The sequence below is a fragment of the Halomonas bluephagenesis genome (assembly GCF_054790765.1).
Genome location: NZ_CP133631.1, coordinates 1811330 through 1828124, shown reverse-complemented (window position 1 = coordinate 1828124; position 16795 = coordinate 1811330). Strand labels below are relative to the sequence as shown.

Annotated in this window: 11 protein-coding genes and 1 tRNA gene; 9 read left to right on the top strand and 3 right to left on the bottom strand. The window is 48.6% G+C overall.

Features of this window, described 5'->3' with window-relative positions; translation table 11 throughout:
* Positions 1 to 91: 91 nt before the first annotated feature.
* The 4 genes from ureE (at position 92) to REH51_RS07965 (ending at position 4116) form a co-directional block, all read left to right on the top strand.
* Positions 92 to 652 carry an urease accessory protein UreE gene (ureE, locus tag REH51_RS07980; RefSeq protein ID WP_009723130.1) on the top strand — a complete coding sequence of 187 codons (561 nt, stop codon included), beginning with the start codon at positions 92 to 94 and terminating at the stop codon, positions 650 to 652.
* Complete coding sequence (locus REH51_RS07975; protein ID WP_498937735.1) at positions 642 to 1364, top strand: urease accessory protein UreF; 723 nt, start codon at positions 642 to 644, stop codon at positions 1362 to 1364. The genes ureE and REH51_RS07975 overlap by 11 nt, the downstream gene beginning before the upstream one ends.
* Positions 1365 to 1387: 23 nt before the next feature.
* Positions 1388 to 2020 carry an urease accessory protein UreG gene (gene ureG / locus REH51_RS07970; RefSeq protein ID WP_009723128.1) on the top strand — a complete coding sequence of 211 codons (633 nt, stop codon included), beginning with the start codon at positions 1388 to 1390 and terminating at the stop codon, positions 2018 to 2020.
* A 302-nt stretch (positions 2021 to 2322) separates the two neighbouring features.
* Positions 2323 to 4116 (top strand): methyl-accepting chemotaxis protein, encoded by a 1794-nt coding sequence (locus REH51_RS07965; RefSeq protein ID WP_039868894.1) that lies wholly within the window; start codon positions 2323 to 2325, stop codon positions 4114 to 4116.
* A 158-nt stretch (positions 4117 to 4274) separates the two neighbouring features.
* Here the strand turns inward: REH51_RS07965 and REH51_RS07960 are convergent, their stop codons facing one another.
* Genes REH51_RS07960 through REH51_RS07950 form a run of 3 tightly spaced genes read right to left on the bottom strand, consistent with a single transcriptional unit; the run spans position 4275 to position 7056 of the window.
* Positions 4275 to 5537 carry a TRAP transporter large permease gene (locus tag REH51_RS07960; protein WP_009723126.1) on the bottom strand — a complete coding sequence of 421 codons (1263 nt, stop codon included), beginning with the start codon at positions 5535 to 5537 and terminating at the stop codon, positions 4275 to 4277.
* On the bottom strand, positions 5534 to 6058 hold the full coding sequence (locus REH51_RS07955; protein WP_009723125.1) for a TRAP transporter small permease: 525 nt from the start codon (positions 6056 to 6058) through the stop codon (positions 5534 to 5536). Before REH51_RS07955 ends, REH51_RS07960 begins: the two co-directional genes overlap by 4 nt.
* Positions 6058 to 7056 carry a TRAP transporter substrate-binding protein gene (locus tag REH51_RS07950; RefSeq protein ID WP_498937488.1) on the bottom strand — a complete coding sequence of 333 codons (999 nt, stop codon included), beginning with the start codon at positions 7054 to 7056 and terminating at the stop codon, positions 6058 to 6060. Before REH51_RS07950 ends, REH51_RS07955 begins: the two co-directional genes overlap by 1 nt.
* Positions 7057 to 7199: 143 nt before the next feature.
* Between REH51_RS07950 and REH51_RS07945 the strand changes: the two genes are divergently transcribed.
* From REH51_RS07945 to REH51_RS07925, 5 genes are all read left to right on the top strand, one after another.
* Positions 7200 to 7276, top strand: a tRNA-Arg gene (locus REH51_RS07945).
* A 282-nt stretch (positions 7277 to 7558) separates the two neighbouring features.
* Entirely contained in the window at positions 7559 to 9154 is a 1596-nt protein-coding gene (dptF, locus tag REH51_RS07940; protein WP_498937486.1) for a DNA phosphorothioation-dependent restriction protein DptF, read from the top strand.
* Positions 9151 to 10485, top strand: coding sequence for a DNA phosphorothioation-dependent restriction protein DptG (gene dptG, locus REH51_RS07935; protein ID WP_009723122.1), 1335 nt, complete (start codon positions 9151 to 9153; stop codon positions 10483 to 10485). The genes dptF and dptG overlap by 4 nt, the downstream gene beginning before the upstream one ends.
* Entirely contained in the window at positions 10466 to 15577 is a 5112-nt protein-coding gene (gene dptH / locus REH51_RS07930; protein WP_498937484.1) for a DNA phosphorothioation-dependent restriction protein DptH, read from the top strand. The genes dptG and dptH overlap by 20 nt, the downstream gene beginning before the upstream one ends.
* Positions 15574 to 16704 carry a PIN-like domain-containing protein gene (locus tag REH51_RS07925; RefSeq protein ID WP_009723120.1) on the top strand — a complete coding sequence of 377 codons (1131 nt, stop codon included), beginning with the start codon at positions 15574 to 15576 and terminating at the stop codon, positions 16702 to 16704. The genes dptH and REH51_RS07925 overlap by 4 nt, the downstream gene beginning before the upstream one ends.
* Positions 16705 to 16795 lie beyond the last annotated feature (91 nt).

Sequence of the window (16795 nt, the reverse complement as noted above, 5' to 3'; positions counted from 1 at the left end):
CTTGTACGCTACTTTTGCCATCCATGGCAAAAGACCCTCACTTCGACCTACCTCCGGCTAGGCGTTGGGTGGTTTTAATAGGAAGAGATAGATGCTGAAACTGATAGAACGTTTAGGGCCGGTGGAAGAGCACGCCGCCAGCGACACGCTGACACTACCCTTCGAACTGCGCATTCGCGGGCGCTTAAAAGCGGACAGCGACAGCGGCCAAGCCTTGGGCCTGTTTCTAGACCGTGGCCCGGTGCTGCACGATGGCGAAGGCTTAAAAGCTGAAAGTGGCGAAGTGGTGCGCATACGTGCCGCCATCGAGCCGGTGGTGACCGCGCGAGTTAACACCGGCTTACCCCTGGCGCGGCTGGCGTATCATCTTGGCAATCGCCATGTACAGTTGGCGCTGGGCGAAGACGAAAAGGGTGGCTGGGTGCGTTTTCCACCCGACCATGTGCTAGAAGAACTGGCGGAACTACTGGGGGCTGAGCTTGAGCATCACAACGCCACCTTCGACCCAGAACCAGGCGCCTATAACCAAGTAGGTGGCGGCGGGCATTCTCACGGACATTCTCAAGGTCATTCTCATGGTCATGGGCACTCCCACGACCATGAGCATCCACATGATCATTCACACACGCATGAGCATCATCATGCCCACTGAGCATGCCGCACCAGAAGGCCATGACTTAGCCCTGCTAGGGCTAATGCAACTGGTCAGCCCCGCGCTGCCTATCGGTGCCTTTGCGTTTTCCCAAGGGCTGGAAAGTGCCTTTGAGTTAGGCTGGGTAAGTGATGAACAAAGCCTTTCTGAGTGGCTTTCTGGCGTACTGGAAGATGGCCTACCCCGCTGTGAGCTGCCGCTGATCGCGCGCTTTTACACCGCCCTTGAGCAGCAGGACAGCGATGCAATCGCTCAGTGGGACGAATGGCTAGCCGCCACCCGCGAAACCGCTGAATTAGCCGCTGAAGATAGCCGCTTGGGTGCTTCGCTCAAGCGCCTGCTGGGCAGCCTGGATTTATTCCCCCGCCAGGATGAGCGAAGTGAAGGCTGTCTGCCGCCTTTATTACCTGCCCATGCAGGCTATGTGACGCTATTTAGCTATGCCGCCCACATGCGGGGCGTGCCCCCGCGCCAAGCGCTGTTAGGGTTTGGCTGGGCGTGGCTAGAAAATCAGCTGGCAGTGGCCTGCAAAGCACTGCCCCTGGGCCACACCGCCGCCCAGCGAGTGATTGAACAGCTGCGCGGGGAACTGGTGGCGGCCGTCGATCAGGCACTATTGCTAGAAGATGATGAGCTCGGCCCGGTACTGCCCGGTGTGGCGCTGGCAAGCGCTCTGCACGAAACACAATATTCACGCTTGTTTAGAAGTTAAACGCTTATTAGTAGGAGAGAACAATGACGCACTGTTTACGCGTAGGTGTGGGTGGCCCGGTGGGTTCCGGTAAAACCGCACTGCTCAAGCAGCTCTGTTCGGCGCTACGGGATTACTACGATATAGCTGTCGTAACCAACGACATATACACCCGCGAAGACGCCGACTTTCTGCTCAAACACGATGCGCTGCCTGCCGACCGTATCCTTGGCGTAGAAACCGGCGGTTGCCCGCATACCGCCATCCGCGAAGATGCCTCAATGAATCTGGCGGCCATCGACGAACTGCACGCCCGCCATCCAAAACTAGAGCTGGTACTAGTGGAGTCCGGTGGCGACAACTTATCGGCCACATTCAGCCCTGAGCTTTCCGATCTCACGCTGTACGTGATTGACGTTTCCGCAGGCGATAAGATCCCCCGTAAAGGCGGGCCAGGCATTACCAAGTCAGACCTGCTGATTATCAACAAGATTGATATTGCCGAGCAGGTACATGCCTCATTAGAGGTGATGGAGCGGGACTCGAAGAAAATGCGCGGCGAGCGTCCCTTTGTGTTTACCAACCTCTACGATGGCGTTGGGCTTGAGGAGATCATCCGCTTTATTCTCGATAAAGGCATGCTGGAAGAGCGTCGGCCCCAGGCAGCAACGGCATAAGCGTTGCGATGCGAAAATCGCCCCCAATAAAAAACTGCCCTGCCCCAATAGGGGGCAGAGCAGTCAAAAAGACGTGGCTAGCGGCTTGCTAAAACGGGCCGTCCTTGGCCACCACACCCCTACAGTGACCGGATAGGGCAAAGATAACCTTAACGCAGGTTATGAAAGCTCAATTTTGAGCGTTAATTTGCTGTTCATAAACAAAAAAATACGCGAAGTGGTTAAAGTTGACACAGGTTAGGTCGATAAAAAATGCATAAAACTATTAAAAATTCTTCCGATGACCTACTGAGAAACACTTTATGGCTACTCCTCCTTCTTCTTCGACTCCGCCAAAAAGAAGCCTTAGCTTACAGGCTAAAGTGCTGACGCTTGTCCTACTGCCGCTTTTCATAGTGACCGCAGGGTTAGTGGCGTTTAACGCCTATGAGCGCATACAAAACACTCGCGAGACGCTGGCGAATCAGCGCGAAGTGCTGATTGAAGAGCGCCGCCATGCGGTGCGCGACATTGTTCAAGTGGCAACGACCGCCATTTCCCCTATTTATGAGCAAGCAGGTGCCAATGATGAGGAAGCCAAACAGCAGGTAGCAGAGATCGTGCGCGCCATGCGCTTTGAAGGTAATAACTACGTTTTTATCTACGACTTCGATGGTAACAATATCGTGACGGCCCCTGCGCCAGAGCGTGAAGGTACCAACATGATGGACGTACGAACCCCAGACGGAAATTACCTTATTCGCGATATTCTTCAGGTTGCCAAGAACGGTGGCGGTTTTCATAGCTACTTATGGGAATACCCAAGCACCCGTGAAATTGAGCCCAAACACTCGTATGTAGAGAGTTTAGAAAAGTGGGGCTGGATGATCGGTGCCGGGGTTTACGTCACAGATGTTGATGCGGTGGTTGCTGAACTTGAGGCGGCCGCTAACGCGGATCTGCGCCAGTCTATCCTGTTCGCTATTTTGTTGGGGGCTGTCTTATTGGTTGCAGTGGCACTGCTCGCGTTTGGCTTTGTCCGCCGCACTGTAGGGCCGATTAAACGCACCGCCAGCGCTATGCACGATATCGCCCAAGGCCGTGGTGACCTTACCCGCCGCCTAGCGGTAGAAAGTAATGACGAGGTTGGCAACCTAGCGGTTCAGTTCAATGCCTTTGTCGAGCGCATGCAGGAAACCCTGCGTGATGTGCGCCGTAGCACAATGAGTGTTTATCACTCAGCGGGGGAAATTTCCCATAGCTCTGAGGAACTGGCTACCCGTACCGAGCAGGCCGCCGCTAACCTGCAAGAAACCTCGGCTTCCATGGAAGAAATCACCTCGACCGTGAATCACAGTGCGGATAATGCCCAGCAGGCCAACCAGCTGGTGCAGTCTACTGCTGAAGTGGCTCACCATGGTGAGGAAGCCATGGGGCAGGTCGAGCGGACGATGCACGATATCAATGACTCGGCGACGCGTATCAGCGAAATCATCACCATGATTGACGCCATCGCTTTCCAGACCAATATTCTGGCACTTAATGCCTCGGTGGAAGCCGCACGGGCGGGTGAGCATGGCCGTGGCTTTGCGGTCGTCGCGCAAGAAGTACGCACACTGGCTAGCCGCTCTAGCAATGCGTCGAAAGAGATCCGCACGCTGATTGATAGCTCTGTTAAGCACACCCACACCGGTGCCGAGCTAGTGCGTAAGGCGGGTGCGACGATGCATGACATTGTTGAAAGTGTCTCGAAGGTGACCGATGTGATCGGTGAGATTACGGCTGGCGCCAAGGAGCAAAGCAGCGGTATTGGCCAGATCAATACAGCTGTTGCGGAAATGGATACCATGACCCAGCAAAACGCTGCCATGGTGCAGGAATCCACCACGGCAGCGGCCAATATGCGCCGTCACGCCGAGCACCTTAATGAGCTGATCAGCACCTTCGTGCTTGGCGACGATGAGCCACAAACCTCATCGACACAGCCAGCGTTAAATCAACCGCGTCAGTCTCTGCCTTCTGGTGCGCCAAGTGCACGCCAGGAACTCAAGCGCCCTGCGCTCTCTTCTAAGCAAGCCCCTGTTAAAGCAGGCGACGACGATTGGGAGGAGTTCTAAGCCTTACGTTATGCTCACTGCTGGCTGAAAACACACGTTGTTAAAAAGCCAGCAGTAGCCAACAGGTGAAGTAGAAAAAGGGGCTGCCACATGGCAAGCCCCTTGTTCATATCAACGCATTTCATATCAACGCATTTCAGCTCAGTATTAACGGCTTGCTAACTACCCGACCAGCCCAGCAGGATCGGTACGTAAACCACCAATAGCAGCACGCCAATCAACCCTAACAGATACGGGATAATCGCTTGAGTGATGCGCTCCAGCGGTAGCTGAGTGACTGACGAAGCCACATAAAGGTTGATTGCCACTGGCGGGGTAATCATGCCAATCGATAGCCCCACCACAATAATCAAACCAAAGTGGATAGGGTCGATGCCCAACTGCAGTACCAACGGCAGCAGCACCGGGGTAAGAATAATCAAAGCGCTAGCGGTCTCGATAAATACCCCCGTTAGCAGAATCACGGCCACGACCAGCAGCATAATCACGTAAGGATTGGTGGAAAGCGACAGCACCGCCTGGGCAATCGCGCCGGGTACCTGCCAGCTTGAAAGCGTCCAACTGAGTACTGCCGACATGGCAATCACCAGCATAATCACCGCGGTGGTCATCGCCGAGCGAATCAGCAGCTTATACACCTGGGGTAGGGTTAAATCCCGATACACAAACAGCGACACCAGCAGCGCGTAGTTGACTGCTACCACCGCCGCTTCCGACGGCGTGAAAATCCCCGAGAAGATACCCCCCAGAATAATCACCGGCGTCATCAGCCCCCAGCTAGCCGCTTTCAGCGTACGCCAAATAGTTGGCAGCGACAGCGGTGTGCCTTTGGGGTACTGACGCTTATAGGCCTGAGTGATGGCAATGGCCATCAGCCCCAGCCCCATTGCCAGCCCCGGCAAAAAGCCGTTCAAAAACAGCTTTGATACCGACTGCTGAGCAATCACCGCGTAGATAATCATCGGCACCGAAGGGGGAATCACAACGCCAATCGTGCCGCTGGCAGCAATTAAGCTGGCCGCAGAGGCAGGATCGTAGCCTTTACGCTTAAGCTCTGGCACCAGGCTTGAACCCACCGCCGCGGTGGTGGCCGCACCAGAGCCGGAGATCGCCGCGAAGAACATGCCTGCCATTACCGACACCACCGAAAGCCCGCCCCGCATAAAGCCGACTAACGAATCGGCAAAGCTCACCAACCGTTCGCTGACCTTACCCTGGGCCATTAAGTCACCGGCCAGAATAAACATCGGGATAGCGACCAGGGCAAACGAGTTAATGCCCTGGAACATCTGCTGGGTGACCACCATCAGTGGCACGCCCGACTGGTACAGCGCATAAAGCGTGCTTGCCCCAATCGCAAACGCAATCGGCACGCCCAGCAACATAAACAGGAAGAACAGCCCAAACAGCACCAGCGTCATAGTGGCTCCTCCGGCGCGGCGACTGTCGGCTCACCGTTCACCAGTACGTCAATCATATCCACCAGGGCGTACCACGCCATAATGGCCGCAGAAAGCGGTATAACCGCGTAAACGTAGGTCATCGATAGCCGCAGTGAGGCCGATTTCTGAAAGCTCTGCACCTGCATATAGCGGTAGCCAATCATGATTAGCGTGATCATAAACGCCAGCACCACCGCCAGTGCAGCCAAGCGCGCCAGTTTGCGCAAGGGCAGGGGAAGCGCATCCACAGCAAAGGTCACGGCGATATGCCGCCCGCGCTGGAAAGCCAGCGTGCTGGCTAAAAATGTAATCCACACCAGCAGAAAGCGCGCGACCTCTTCCGTCCAGCCGACGGCGCTGAATAGCACCCGCGACACAATCTGCAGAGTAATCACGCCAATTAATGCTGCCATGCCCGCAAAGACCACGGGCTGGATGATGGCATCCAGCCCGCGTTCAATACGTTGCAGCAGCGTCAAAAGAGGCTGTGCAAAGGCCATCACTGATTCAGCGCCTCCCGAATGCGTGGCAGGTAGTCACCAAACTGCTCGCCGTACTTCTCATATACAGGCGCGACGGCTGCTTGGAAGGCTTCCATATCCGGTGTTTCATTAATTTCCATACCGGCTTCGCGCAGCGCCGCCAACTGGTCGGCTTCCATATCTGCGTTCATTTGGCGCTCATGCTCGGCAGCTTCCTGGGCGGCTTCTTTAAGCACCGCCTGTGCGTGTTCTGGCAGCTGGTTCCAAACGGGCATGCCCATTACAAAAATCGCCGGTGCGTAGGTATGGCGGGGAAGGGTCATGTAGTTCTGGGTTTCATCCAGCTTGAACGAATGGATCACGTTCACCGGATTTTCCTGACCATCGATGGTGCCCTGTTGCATGGCGGTCAGTGCTTCTGTCCACGCCATGGGAATAGCGTTGGCGCCCAGCTCGCGGAAGGTATCGGTGTACACCGGGTTCTCCATGACGCGAATACGCAGGCCATCCAGGTCTTCCGGCGAATTCACCGCACGTTCGCTGTTAGTTAGGTTGCGGAAGCCGCGCTCTGCGTAGGCCAGGCCTTTCAAGTTCACGTCAGACAGCTTATCCAGCAGCTCCTGGCCGATCGGGCCATCTAACACGCCATAAGCGGCTTCTGGGGAAGGGAACAGGAACGGCAGTTCAAACACCGCCATCTCTTCCACAAAGTTGGCCACCGGGCCGTTGGTAATCACCCCCATATCCACGGTGCCGATCTGCATACCTTCCAGCAGCGTGCGCTCGTCACCCAGCGAGGCATTGGGGTAGATCTCGATGTTGACCTTGCCATCGGTGCGTTCTTCCACCAGTTCTTCAAACTTGGTCGCGGCGATATGGAAACCATCCTGCTCGTTGACCACGTGAGCCAAACGCAGGGTAACGGGGTCCATATCAGCAAAATCAGCGGCATTCGCGGCGCTTACCAGCGCCAGTGAAATGCCCAGTGCCAGCGTGTTACGTGCAAAAGTTTTCATTATAGTGTGTTCCCAGTTTCACTAAGGATAGGAAGTGCATTCAAAGCATGCACTAGAGAAACGAAAACGGTCAATCAAAGCGCCTGTAAAACCCCTGACTCGCTGGACACAGCGCGTCCACGCGGGTACGATACGCACCCAAAGCGCCCGTAGCTCAGTTGGATAGAGTGTCGGCCTCCGAAGCCGAAGGTCGTAGGTTCAATTCCTACCGGGCGCGCCAAAACATATATAGGGCTTACGTTAACGCGTAGGCCCTTTTGTTTTGGCTATGTCCATTCTGCTGGGGCCAAATTGTGGCCACAATCTCTTCATTACATTCCTGATATGTCTATCCGATTATGACCTTTGGCTTTTTCTTGCCACCAGTATGGTCACATATGTACGTTCATTCGAATTCACTAAAATTAAGCACTATGGTAGCCTGAAATGACCTTCGGCTTTTGAGGTGTGTTGGACATAGCGACATACATTGTGATCGTCACACCAGGGATGAGAAAACAACGTGCAATTCACACAGCTATTAGACACTCTTGCTAGGTCGTCAGCTCAAGCGGTCACTACGCTCGGACAGGGACAAAAAGAACAAGATGAGCTAAAAAGCTACCTCTACGTTGAAACTGAAATCGAGAAAGATTTTAGAAGATTGCTGGACTCCAACCTCACACCGGATACCGTGATTTTCCTATGTGGCTCATCTGGTGACGGCAAGTCTGAAATTCTAAAACGCTATCACGAGACCTACTCGAAGAGAGTCAGGTTTCACCTAGATGCCACTCATGCGTTTAAGCCTGATCAAGACGCAATTGAAGCGTTAGACCAGCTCTTTGACGAACACAGTGAGTCGGAAAAGCCACTAGTCATTGGAATAAATGTCGGGATGCTATTTAACTTTGCGTCCCAAGGACATCTCCGCCACGAAAATATCAGGAGTGCCATTGAATCGTACCTCCAAAGTGGAGAGGAAACTTCAATTTCGTATAAGTTCCTGAACTTTGAGCAATACCCAAAATTCAGTATTGAGGACGGAAAGACTGGGTCGAGCTTTATTAGTGAACTGGTTTCGCGCGTAGTTGCTTCCACTGAAAATAATCCGCTACATCTGGCATATCTGGATGCGGTGCGAACGAATCCCAGCAAACTGACGCTGAACTATGAGTTGCTCAAACACGAGCAGGTGCGTGATCGGATAGTCCACCTGCTTCTTTCTGCTAGGTTAAAGTTTGATCAATTTCTTTCTGCGCGGGCCCTGCTTGATTTCGTACACCATTTGGTTTGCGGTCCCAGCTTACTTTTCAACAATCTATTTGTGGCTGGCCATAATGATTTGAGTGACATTATCAGCCACTTTGACCCATGTACGATTAGGTCTCGGAGTATTGACCAGTTTCTCATACAGCATTCTCTAGGCATAAGAGAGGCGGCTTTCGATGATTTCCAGAATTCAGTGCAGGAAACCTTTGGCATAGCCGACATTGAGTCGGCTGGTTGGTTGCGATTTTTTTACCTGTTTCAAGATGTCGCCATTGGAAATGACTTCCATCAACAGTTTCAAAATGATTTTAACCAGCCGCTGTACGACAGGTACATTGAGATTTGGCGTTTACATAAAAGCTATGATGGAAGCGCTGAGGAGCGTAAAAAGCTGAGAAGTTTCTATAAGAATGAGCTTTTATCGGCACTGGTTCGATTTGGAAATAGGTTGGATCCGTCATTAACTGCAAAGCAGCATTTATTTTTGTGCTCCAGAAATGGCGTCTTTGTTTCGGCAGTTGCCAATATTAAGCCTGACCTTAAAAGAATTGAAAATGAAGAGATGGCTAATATCCACGAGTTTCCGGTTTGTCTTAAGGTTGGTGATGAAACTCTTAAAACGTTTAATGTAAATCTTAGTTTTTATGAGTTGATTTATAAAATAAACGATGGCTATAGACCAAATAAACACGATAAGAATACGATCGTGATTTTGGAGGAGGTCGTCGACGACGTGATAAAGGCCATCATTGTTTCAAAAAAATTAATGCTTTCAGATGGTAATCAACACGTTTATCTTACAAATGAAATTGAAGACAGTGAGATTATCGTCGGAGGTGTCGAATGAGTATTTCCGATAACTTGCTTGTGTTGGATGAGCAAGAAATTAAGGGCGTAAACTTGGTTAACCATTTTCTGCCGTTTCGGTCTCAGACATCTGGCCTTGATTTCGAAGCAATAGCTGGAAGCATATTGAAAGCGGCGCTTCAAAAGCGGCTCGAAAAGGGGTCAACGTTAGAAAGCTTTAAATCTTACTTTTTTGAAAGTTTGCAGTATAAACTTACAGATCAGGAAGTTCAGCCTCTTATCGAAAAAATGTATTTCGATGATAATGCGGCCGGTTTGTTTAAAGTTTCGCCGGAATTTCTAATTTTTAAATCAGCGCAGGCTGAGGCGTCTACTAATAAACATATTGCGCAAGTTTTTATCGGTTTCATTTGTAACTCAGGCCGAAGCTTTTTGAAGCTCAGTAGTGAAGTGAATTTCTTAGAGCAAGAACTTGTTGAAGCGTTCCAACAGCGATTGACTGATTGTAAAGAAGATCCCGTTGAGAGTCCTTATCTGCCATTTATGGCCGAACTCTTTGCTCAAGATCTGGGTTTTCTTTTAGAGCACCCCGGATATTTCCTTGACAACCTTAGAGTGTTCTTTAGTCTTTACACATTTATGTATAGCTCTCAGTTGGCATTAAATATCAACGATTGGACGGAGAAACCTGTTAGTAAACCACTTTTCTTCATTCTTGATACCGAGAAGGCTAGCTTGGAGCGAAATCAGGTTAGAGAAGCTTTTCGGCACTTGAGGATAAAAGCTTTCGATCTATTCCCTGTCCTTTCTATGCTTGAATACCTGAATCAACCGAAGGATAAGAAAGCGAAAAAATTTCCGCTTTGGAAGTTTTTTCTAGAGATCAATGAAATGGATGCGTTACAGCGAAATAACGTTAATGAATCACTAATAAAGTTCTGCGAAAGATATCGAGAAAAAAGGAAACTTCCACCCTTTGAAGAGTACCCTCAAACAACGAAAGAACTGATTGAGGTACTTAGTATAACTGCCAAGGAAATCTTTGGAACAAAAGGTACGAACCAAAACGATGTAAACAATAGGTATGTTAACGCATTTGTGAATGAAATTGCACCGCACTTTGTCCAGGTGAGAGGTCGCTCAGGGAGAGTGCTGACCATTTCTCAAGATTATCTACTTCTACTCACAAACCTAGCTATCGGTAGTAGAAAGCAGGTTCAGTTCCAAGAGCTGCTTCAGGAGTTTAGAAAACGTGGGGTCTGGTTTGACAGGCAGTCAGAGCAAGCGATCATCAGGTTTTTGGAGCGAATTGGTAACGTCGAGCGAATGAGCGATAGCGGAGATGCGGTTTATGTCCGAAAAACACTTTGAAGCCTTCTTGGTAAGCAACCTACGTGGTTGGCTTCAGTCCCGTATAGAAGCTGGCGCCCGGTATCAGTTCAAGTCACCAGACCCAGAAAATACGAATGCCCTTGTCTCTGAGTTGCTAACGCGGAGCGATGGTCAACTACGCTATGGCGAGCATGAACTCTCATATCTCGAAGTTAATGATGTGCGTTTGCTGGTGGCAGGGCATTTGGAGCAACCTGATATCGAGAATGGTTGTTATACGGAAAACTATATATCAAACCTGCGAGATACCGTGGCGGCTCAGATGCCTCCTTTCGAGGGATGCGCTTTGCTGATCGTGCATAACAGCCTCCTTGATACCCTGATTAATAGTGCGTTCGACCTGGCTCAGGGCGACGCTGTTTGGTCGCCGCGTCAAACGAAAAATGAGCTGGATCTCATGATATCTGGTGGGCTTGAGAATCAAGTTGCTTCCCGGTGTCTCTTAGAGCACCAAGCTCGGATAATCACAGAAGAAGGCTCCAGTGTATTCGGATTTCGGCACCTCCATGATGCATTGCTAAACGGAGACTTGCGTTTCCAGGAACTAGGGCTGTTCAACGACCCTCAGGTGTTAAGCAACTCAAGCGAGAAGCAGGTAGCGCGCCGACTGGAGTCGAATCGACAGCTAAGAGAAGAGATAGAGTTTGCTGTTGAGCATTTCCCGAATGACCTGGAAGACAAGCTGACTAAGTTTGGATCAAAATTCATACAAGAACATTTTGGAGAAGGAGCCGAGGTTCCCTGGACCGAACTCAATTACCAAGAGTTTCGAGACGAGGAGGAGCTCCAGAAAAAGCTGACACTCGACTATGCAGGGATCGAGGTTAAGGGCTGCGAAATTGATGTACGAGACAAGAAAGATACCTCGGTGGGGAGGCGAGATAAGCATCTGATTATTGAAGTTCCGAGTGGTCAGGACATGTTCAGTTTCAAGATCAAGTTCGTTGGTCAGCGATTAGAAAAAAAGGAGCTTTTGGTTACGCCAAAAGCCATGTCTGACGTTATTGACATTGATTTCTCTTTTAGAGGTGACAAGTCGACCTTCACCATCTCGGCACCATGTAGTAGTAAACCTGAATTTTTTAGCCTGAGACTCAATCGAGATTCTTCGAACGAAAAATACAACTTCCATTGCCTAGTCGTCCAACAGGGAGACTTTCATCTGTCTGCCTTTGAGAATCGCTTTCTCATCGATAGAAAGAGGAGAGCGCTCGTATTTCAGGCAGACCAACATTGCCTTGACGTTAATCCTGACCTAACCACCGAAGCGGTGTTATCCGACAGTGGTGAAACAGTTGATATAAATTCGGTGGGAAAGGTCGATTTCGATCAGCTCTATGATGAGTCTGATGAAGTTAATTTCACCCTGACGAATGGTGACAGTTCACTCTTTGTACTCGTCGAAGGTGAACCGAGCAGAGAAGCACTTCGACTACCAGTTATTTTTGACACAAGCCGGTTTGCCAGGCTTTTTAAAGACGATAATTTCAACGGTGTGTACCGGCCAGGAAAAGAGACGGTTGTCTTCGATAACCAAGAATCGGGGCCAGTATTCTTCCGAAAAGCCTTGCTGCAGGCTGAGTCGTCCTTCGTTAATGAAGAGTGTATTGAATGGGACAATGATCGACGTAAAGGAACCCCACTTTCAAGTCTTCCACTTGCAGACGACAGAATATATCAAGCCTACAGGGCACTTATTACTTACTTCCAAGAGCGCAAAACGTTGCCTTCGTTGGCTAGTTGGGGACCTGAACTCGTTGCCCTAGGTAAAGAGTATATTTTGGCTTGCGTTGACTACTTGGACCAAATTCAGAAGGGCAAGCCGCTCAACAGCTCTGAACGGCTTGTGATTCGCATCGGGCTGGCAACAGTAGAGGAGCGCCGATTTTTTACTCCGTTCCATCCGCTGGTGATGGCCTATTATCTGAATCTGGTTGAAGAAATTGTAGAAGATGGCGAAGCGCGTAGCTTTCGTGAACTACCAGAGGTTACTAAAGGACGATTAAACGCACGGGGATTGATCCCTCATCTTTTCGACAGAGATAATCGTTATAGCTATACACAGGCCGTACCAGAGGATCCTCTCTGGTTGGAGGTAGTGGCACATCAGGATACAAGCTTCGATTTTGTGATAAACCTTGTAAAGCACAAGATCGAGGAGTTCACGTCTACATTTGAGCAGCTATTCCACCAGGTCGATGATGCCCCGCTGCTGATTAACTCCGTCAACAACGCAGAAAACGCAGAGTTGTTTAGAGGACTGGTGTCCTACTATCAGGCGAACTTACTCGGCGGGTGTCACATACACGTCAATCTATATGACGAGGAGCTGGTCGAGACTGAGCTTGATCTTTTCGCTGAGATGGGGATGTATGACGAAATCAAAGAACGGTACGGGCTCGATCGGGGAGCTGCACGTCGTAACGCTGATGCGGTAATTGATTTGCTGCGGACAAGGCTAACGTTTAGCAAGTTTCAGCATAACCATGTGGAAGAGCAAGCTTATGCTCATCTGACATTCTTCAAGAATGATCAGAAAGTAGAAGCTGTTGACAATAACATTGATGAACACCTCTCGGGTGTCGCTTGTGCTGGAGTATTATCAGGTGAATCTTCGAGGAGTGAGGGCGACCGATACTTCACGGCATTTGGCTTGAAAGGTGTTGATTATAGCTCTTTACCTCACCTGAAGCTGGCTAAGTTAATAGGAATGCTTTGGCGTCCCTCTCAGTCGAAGAATGATGTCTATCATGATCATTCGGCTACTAGCCTAGCAGTGAGTCAGGAATTTATGTCCTTGTTGGAACGTTCTTACGATAGTTCTGTATGGACGACCATCATAGATCCAAAGGTCACGTTGAAGTTCTTTGAAGCCACCGAAGGCGTGATCTTGATTCATTACTCCGATCAATACACAAGTTCGTCGGGTTATGACGCGATCACCGTAACCAAGCAAGTTGATCTTTATAAGAACGTCTTGGGCAATGCTGGCAATGAATTAATTCGAGAGTTCAATGCGTTCAATGGTGAATGGTTACTCAGACTGATTACCGATCACTCGAAAGAAAAGATTGCGAAAGAAGGCATTATCGGTGCCTATAAAATCGTTAGTGCCCTTTTGGCCGAATCAGGTATCACGTGGATTCCTATCTCTGTCGCCGAGATGATAAGAGTGGCTGGCAATATTGGCCTTGCAATGACCGATAGTGATTTCTCGCGCCACAATCGCAAGATTAAAAAAGGTGCAATTTCTGACGACATCTTGTTCGCAGGTTTTAGGGAAGGCCAGCTCTACCTTTTACCTGTGGAGGTAAAAGCCGGGGGCCGCCCTGATTTCTCCAAAGCGAGAGAGCAGGCGCTTGAGTTGAAGCGATACATGGAAGAAGACCTCCTGGGGCCGGATACGCTTGCGTCGCGTCTCTATCGCGGACTATTCATTCGCCAGGTGCTTCTTCAAATCGAGAAGTATCAGTTGTATCAAGTGTTCGAGGATAGCCATTTTGCGGACTTCCTTAACCATCGCGAAGAGTGGCTAGAAGGGCAGTATGGAATTGGTCAGCTGCAGAATTATCCCAGCGCCATGGTCGTTGCTCATATCAATAATGAATCCTGTTTTGAAGAGAAGTACGAGCTCACGGAGGGTGTTCTACAGGCTGAAATACCGATGGGGCTTCTCGATAAGCTGATAAGAACCCCTTACCAAGAACTCAAAGAGAAAATCGACAATTCCTCACTTCTTCACGTGCCCAAGGAATATTTTCTGCAGCCTTTCACTGAACAAGAACTTACAGACGTGAAAGAAGATACAGCGAAGGAGTCTGGTTCTAATCAGTCGGAAACGGTTATGTACCCGTTTTCAAAGCATGATAGTGGTGTCTTCCCTGCTGCGGCTGATGATCCTTCCGAAGAGAGGGTAGACAATTTCGTACCTGCGACACCCGCTGAGCCACTCAAGGTCGAGTTTGGCAAGGATGTGCAAAGCGGTGAGATAATCTATTGGGAGCCTACGAATACCGAAAAGCTCTTCAATACGAATACCGGAATTATTGGCACGATGGGTACAGGGAAGACGCAATTTACTAAGTCTATGATTACTCAGCTGGTGAGAAATCAACAAAACAATGTGGGTGGTACTGATATTGGCATCCTAATCTTCGACTACAAAGCTGATTACGTTAAGGATGAATTTGTAGAGGCGACCAATGCCAAGGTATATGACCTGTTCCATCTACCTTTTAACCCGTTCGCAGTATTTGGTAACCGGCCAATCCAGCCGATGCATACGGCCAACCTATTCCGCACCACAGTAGCCAAAGCGTTTGGGCTTGGCCCAAAGCAACAGAACAAAGTGCGTACCCTTGTGATGGATGCGTATGAAGCAGCCGGAATATATCCGGAAGATCCTTCTACGTGGAGCAAATCAGCTCCAACGCTCGCGGATGTTTGGGCAGAGTATCAGTCGCAGGACAAGATCGAGCAGGATTCTCTCTACGCTGCTCTAGACGACCTGATTGGCTTTAAAATCTTTGAGCCGGATACCAATAAAACGCAGTCGCTCTATGATTTAGTAGACGGCGTAACGGTGATTAACCTATCAGGTTATGATCCCAGCATTCAAAATCTGGTTGTCGCTCTGACTTTGGATTTGTTCTATACCCAAATGCATCAGCAGGGTAGTTCGACGTTAGATGGTAATTACCGCCAGATTTCCAAGATGATTCTAGTCGACGAAGCCGACAACTTTATGTCACAGGATTTCGATAGCCTGAAGAAAATTCTGAAAGAAGGTCGGGAATTTGGGGTTGGGACTATCCTATCGACTCAGGAACTTACGCATTTTAAAACCGGTGATAATGATTATTCAACTCTGATTCTTTCTTGGGTTATTCATCAGGTGGCAAATATCAAATCTCAGGAAATTAAGGCTATCTTTAATACTCAGTCTAAAAATGACGAAGAGTATTTTATGGGACAGATTCGTAAGTTGGAAAAGCATTATAGTTTGTGTGTAGATGGGAAAAAGAAAGTGACAAAAGTCAAAGACTTGGCTTTTTGGGAGATTTTGACATGAAAAAGGAATTTCAGGGATATCATCCATTAACTGAATCAGAAATACAGGAGCTGCTTAGAGTAGCTACTTTATCTCTTGATGCAAATATTATGCTTAATTTTTTCAGGTTTGAGAAAATACATAGAGATATCATTTTTCGAATTTTGTCGAATGAAAGTATTAACAAAAGACTATTTGTGCCTCATCATGCTGCGTTAGAGTTTTATGAGAACCTCGACGAGGTCTCAGGCGAACCATTTACGAAAGTTGATGATATTGTAAGGGTTATCAAGTCATTTAAAAAAGAGAATTTTGGTTTAACAGAGACTATAAAAGAAAGTAGTATATATTCCGATCTTTATAAAAATATATCTAATGATCTTGACCGAATAGTTAAAGTGGTTGCGCTAGAAAAAAAGAAAATTCAGAAATCCTTTGATAGAAAGTCAATATTGAGTCAGCTAGAAATTATGCTAGACGATAAAGTAGGCCCGCCGTTACCCAATGAAGAAGTGGATGTGTTGATAGAGACCTGTATTCTGCGGCAAGAAAATAAGATACCACCTGGTTATGGCAAGGATGCGAATAAACCGGGGGCGTATAGTTTTTCTGGTATACCACTTCCTAAAAAGTGTGGCGATTATTTTATTTGGGAGCAGATGATTAGAGAGGGGGCTAAGCACAAAAAACCTATTATCTTCATTACAGATGATGAGAAGCCAGATTGGATTAAAAAAACAATGCAGGGTCCTATACCTCGACCTGAACTACGCATGGAGTTTAAAAATATAACTGGGAACGATTTTTATATTCTTAATACAAAACGTTTTTTGTCATTAGCTAAAATGGCTTTTGATGCTGAAATTAAAACTAGTCAGGTTGACGAGATTGGGGAAATAGCCAAGCGTCAAGGGAATTGGAAAGACGAGGTGTATAATGCATTGAGACAGTTGGGTGGTGAGGCGGATTTGAAGGAGATTTATAAACAAGTGAAAAATAACAGGCAAGGTAATGTACCAGCTTCTTTTGAGTCTATAGTCAGAAAGTCTATATATCATTATTCGTCTGAAACTGATATTTACTTGAATAAGGAGGATTTATATACCCAAGTTTCTTCTGGTCGATGGAAGATTTTGGGTTATAGTTGATAGGTTTTATTACAATTTTATTTCAGTTGTGTCTTGGATATAATTTCGTATCAGTCTATAGTTGAATAGCTGGTTTTAAATCTAATTAATT

Excerpts from the sequence above, each read along its gene's own strand:
- REH51_RS07950 (WP_498937488.1), bottom strand. The coding sequence starts at position 7,056 with ATGAAAACTTTTGCACGTAACACGCTGGCACTGGGCATTTCACTGGCG.
- REH51_RS07965 (WP_039868894.1), top strand. The coding sequence starts at position 2,323 with ATGGCTACTCCTCCTTCTTCTTCGACTCCGCCAAAAAGAAGCCTTAGC.
- dptH (WP_498937484.1), top strand. The coding sequence starts at position 10,466 with ATGTCCGAAAAACACTTTGAAGCCTTCTTGGTAAGCAACCTACGTGGT.
- REH51_RS07960 (WP_009723126.1), bottom strand. The coding sequence starts at position 5,537 with ATGACGCTGGTGCTGTTTGGGCTGTTCTTCCTGTTTATGTTGCTGGGC.
- REH51_RS07955 (WP_009723125.1), bottom strand. The coding sequence starts at position 6,058 with ATGGCCTTTGCACAGCCTCTTTTGACGCTGCTGCAACGTATTGAACGC.
- REH51_RS07975 (WP_498937735.1), top strand. The coding sequence starts at position 642 with ATGCCCACTGAGCATGCCGCACCAGAAGGCCATGACTTAGCCCTGCTA.
- ureE (WP_009723130.1), top strand. The coding sequence starts at position 92 with ATGCTGAAACTGATAGAACGTTTAGGGCCGGTGGAAGAGCACGCCGCC.
- dptG (WP_009723122.1), top strand. The coding sequence starts at position 9,151 with ATGAGTATTTCCGATAACTTGCTTGTGTTGGATGAGCAAGAAATTAAG.
- ureG (WP_009723128.1), top strand. The coding sequence starts at position 1,388 with ATGACGCACTGTTTACGCGTAGGTGTGGGTGGCCCGGTGGGTTCCGGT.
- REH51_RS07925 (WP_009723120.1), top strand. The coding sequence starts at position 15,574 with ATGAAAAAGGAATTTCAGGGATATCATCCATTAACTGAATCAGAAATA.